The sequence below is a fragment of the Planctomycetia bacterium genome, assembly GCA_034440135.1.
Classification (GTDB): domain Bacteria; phylum Planctomycetota; class Planctomycetia; order Pirellulales; family JALHLM01; genus JALHLM01.
The window spans coordinates 1-3654 of the sequence record JAWXBP010000250.1; the positions used below are offsets into that span (position 1 = coordinate 1).

The following is a 3654-nucleotide window of genomic DNA, read 5'->3' on the forward strand; positions in this document are numbered from 1 at the left end:
GGGGTTGGGAAGTGGAGTTGGAATGGATGGGGCGGCGTGGCGCGGCGCGGCGGCAGCGGGTGATGCTGCGCGCGACTTATCCGGGTTTCGGCGGGGTGCGTTGGTGGTGGGAGTGCGGCGGCGTGCCGCGGCCGCGTTGGGAGCGACTCGATGGCGGGTTGTGTTTGCGGCGGACCGGGACGTTGTATTTGCGAGAACGGCGGTGGGCTTGCCGCGCGTGTCATGGATTGACGTATCAATCTTGCCGGGACTCGGGGAAACGGCATTGGGTTTGGTAGGGGCGCGGCATGCGGGATGGCGATGCGTTTAGTTTAGTTGCCCGCGCCGCCAAATTGAACGGCGTTTCGTGAATGCCAGGGTTGCGGCGGCGATGGCGAGGAGGGGGGCGGCGGTTGGTTCCGGGACGGATTGTGCGCCGAGGCTGTTGCCGAAGTTATTGCGAACGGCATTCAGGTCGTTGATGTCGACGTCCAGGTCGCCGTCGGTATCGCCCAGGCCTGAGCCGCCGAAGTTGTTGCGGACGTTGTTGAGGTCGGTGATGTTGACGAGGAAATCTCCGTCGCTGTCCCCCAGCAGTGAAGCCTGTAACAATCGCACTACGCCATCCGTGTAGAGGGCTGACAGGTCCCAGGTCGTGCGGGGCGGGACGAGAATGCTTTCGAACGCATCGCCTGCCGTGAGACGATCGTTCCAATTGAACAAATGAAACGAGGCGCCGATCATGGACGGGAGATCAATTCCGCGGTCAAAGGCGAGGGAAAGATTTCCGTCGAGGTTCGGCGTTACATTGGGGGCCACGTTGATCGGGCCGTCCCAATCGTGATCCTGTAGCCAGAACTCGAGCGTCGCGTCCGGGGCGAGCGCCATCGCCTGCAGCACGGTCACGCCGACCATGTGGTCTCGAACGATCAGTTCCTCGCCGCTTTGGAGTTGCATTCCTTGGAGATCGCCATTGGGGCGAAGCACATTTCGTTGCGTGTGGGCACTGTTGATATTGGCATTGGTCGCGCCGCGAAAATCGGCAAAGCTAATGTCCGTGCGGCTGAATTCGGCATTGGCTAGCTTGGCGTCGAGAAACACAGCGCCCACGAGCGAGGAATCCGTGAACCGCGCGCCAATGGCGCTTTGTCCGGTGAAGTCCCAGCTGTCGAGGTTGTTCTGTTTTAATTGATCGCGTCGATGTTCTTGGCGCGATAACTCGCCGTGGAATAGATCTGCGACGCCGTCAGGCCGCGAGCGGTCGTCGCCGTAAAGTCAACCTCACGGATCTCGCTGTTCTCGAAATCGACGCCGACGAGTCGGGCGGACGGAAATGCAGCATTGCGGAGATTGGCATCGCGAAACGTGGCGGCCTCTAGATTCGCGTTATCAAACAATGCTCCCGAGGCGTTTACGCCGGAGAAGTTCGCATTCACGACGTGGGCGGAACGGAAATCGGCGCGATCCATTTTTGACTGGCTGAAATCCGCGCCACCGAGCTGCGATTCGGCGAAGGCAGTGGCATTCAGCGTGATTCCAGCGAAGTCGGCGGCGCTCAAGTCCAGCTCGGCGAGGCGGGTTCGGCTCAGGTCCTTGGCTCGATAGCTAGCGGTGGAATACAGTTGCGTCAGCGTGAAATCCACCGCGTCGTCAAACCATGCGCCACCAATCTGGGCATCGGTCAGATCTGCCCCGGTCAAGAGGACGTCGTTCAAGCGGGCGCCCGTGAGTATCGCGCCGCGCAGATTCGTTCCGACCAGTGTCGTCTGGCGAAAGCCGCTGAAGTTGGAAGTAAAATGGGCGTTGGTGAAGTCGGCGGTTGAGAAGTCTGCGCCGTTCAGGATTGCGCCGAACAGCTCCGCCTCACGGAGGCTCGCCTGCTGGAAGTTCGCGTTCGACAGGTCGGCGTAACGAAAATCCCCGCTCGCGAAATTGGCAGCAACCGCGTGGCTCTCGGTTAGATTCGCCGAATCGAATTTCACTCGTTCCGCCTGCACGTCATCGAAATTCGCCCGAGTGAGGTTCGACGCGATGAACACGACATTTGTCAACGTCGATCCTGCGAAGGTCGCATCGACGTAGCCGCCGCGTAACTCCGAGTCGGCGAGAGAAAGCCCGGCCAGGTTCCAAGTGGTATGCTCGCCTCCCATCAGCAAGCGTCCCAGATCTTTGTTCACATAGCTCGCGGTCGAGTAGAATTGCTCGGCCGTCATATTGAGAGGCACTTTCATATTCTTGATGATGGCGCCGGAGAAGTTGGCGCCAGCGACGTTCGTTTCGAGGATTTCAGCGCCGGTGAGGTCAGCATCCTGAAAATTCACATTGGACAAGTTCGCGTAGTTGCCGGTGACTGGAGATAGCGTTGCCCCCGTAAAGTCAGCGCCGCTCAAATCGGCGTTGTAGAATGCGGCCGGGCCGATCTGCGCGCCGCGGAAATTGGCGTTACGGGCGCGAAGCGACTGCATGTCCACGTCATTCAGCACAGTGCCTTCGAGATTGGCATCGTCAAGAATCGCGCCGACTAGTTTCACGTCGTTGAGGCTTGCTCCGTGTAGGTCGGCCGACGACAAGTCGGCGCTCCGCAGGTCAGCGCCGTCCAGATCTTGATGTGAAAAATCCCAGCCGATCATTTCGTTTCCGGCGAGATTCATTTCAGTGAGGTCGAGTGATTTGTAGTTCGCCGTCGAATACAGTTGGGCGGCGGTAAACCCGCGCGTGGTCGCGTGCGCGAGGCTCATTCCCGCAATATTGGCGTCGGTGAAATCGACATTGGTGAGAATTGCCTGCGCCAGATTCGCGCCGCGCAGGTCAAAGCCGGCGAAGTTCCAGTCGGTCAAGTCGTGACCCGTGAGGTTGATGGCGCCGAGCGCCTTGTTCTTAAAGCTCGACGTGGAACTTAACTGCGCGAAGGTGAGATTGGTGTACGTGAAGTTGCCGCCAGCGACGACCGCGTCGCTAAAATCAGCATTGGTCAAATCGGCCGAGGTGAAATTGCCGTCAGTCAGGTCAGCACCGTGCAAATTTGTGCGTAGCATGAGGGCATTGATGAAGTTCGATGATGGCAAGCCGGCATTCTGAAGCACAGCGTCTGTCAAGTCGGCAACTTGGAATCGCATCGCGCCTTGCGCGCCGGTGAAGTTTGCGCCGGCAAGGTTCGACACATAGAATGTTGCGAAATGCATGGGCTGGCCGGAGAAATCCCAGCCGGCCATGTTCTTGAAATCAAGCCAGACGTTGCCTAGCTCTTTATTCTTGTAGCTTGCGGTCGAATAGAATTGCTCTGCGGAAACGCCGCCACCAGACTCGTCGATGAACGTCGCGCCCGTAATGATCGCGTCGGTCAAGTCCGTTCCGGTGAAGTCGCTCACGTCCAATCGAGCCCGTGCCAGATTCGCGACGCGCAGATCTGCGTTGGTGAAGTTGCTGGCGCGCAAATCGGAGTCGGCGAAGTTCGCTTCGCGCAAATCGGCGTTGGTAAAATTCACGCCGCTAAATCTGGCGAATCGCGCCTGCGTTTGGTACAGCGTCGCGTCAGTCATATTCGCGCCGTCGAAGTTCGTTCGAAAAACGCCGGAATAAGAAAAGTCCGCACGCGTGAGATTCGTGCGCATCAACTGCGCGTCCGTCATGCCAAGATTGATGAAATACCCTTGCGTGAAGTCGAGGTCATTCAAA

General features: G+C 58.7%; 3 protein-coding genes. 1 reads left to right on the forward strand and 2 read right to left on the reverse strand.

Annotated features, from left to right (window positions below; genetic code table 11):
- Nucleotides 1-278 (forward strand): hypothetical protein (locus SGJ19_15465; protein ID MDZ4781649.1); only part of this gene is annotated, 278 nt, incomplete at its 5' end.
- Between the two features lie 28 nt (nt 279-306).
- On the opposite strand, the gene SGJ19_15470 is transcribed toward SGJ19_15465, so the two are convergent.
- A complete protein-coding gene (locus tag SGJ19_15470; protein ID MDZ4781650.1) occupies nt 307-1119 on the reverse strand; it encodes a pentapeptide repeat-containing protein in 813 nt (270 codons plus the stop codon).
- Nucleotides 1120-1163: 44 nt separating this feature from the next.
- Nucleotides 1164-3654: pentapeptide repeat-containing protein (locus SGJ19_15475; GenBank protein ID MDZ4781651.1), on the reverse strand; the 2491-nt coding region annotated here is incomplete at its 5' end.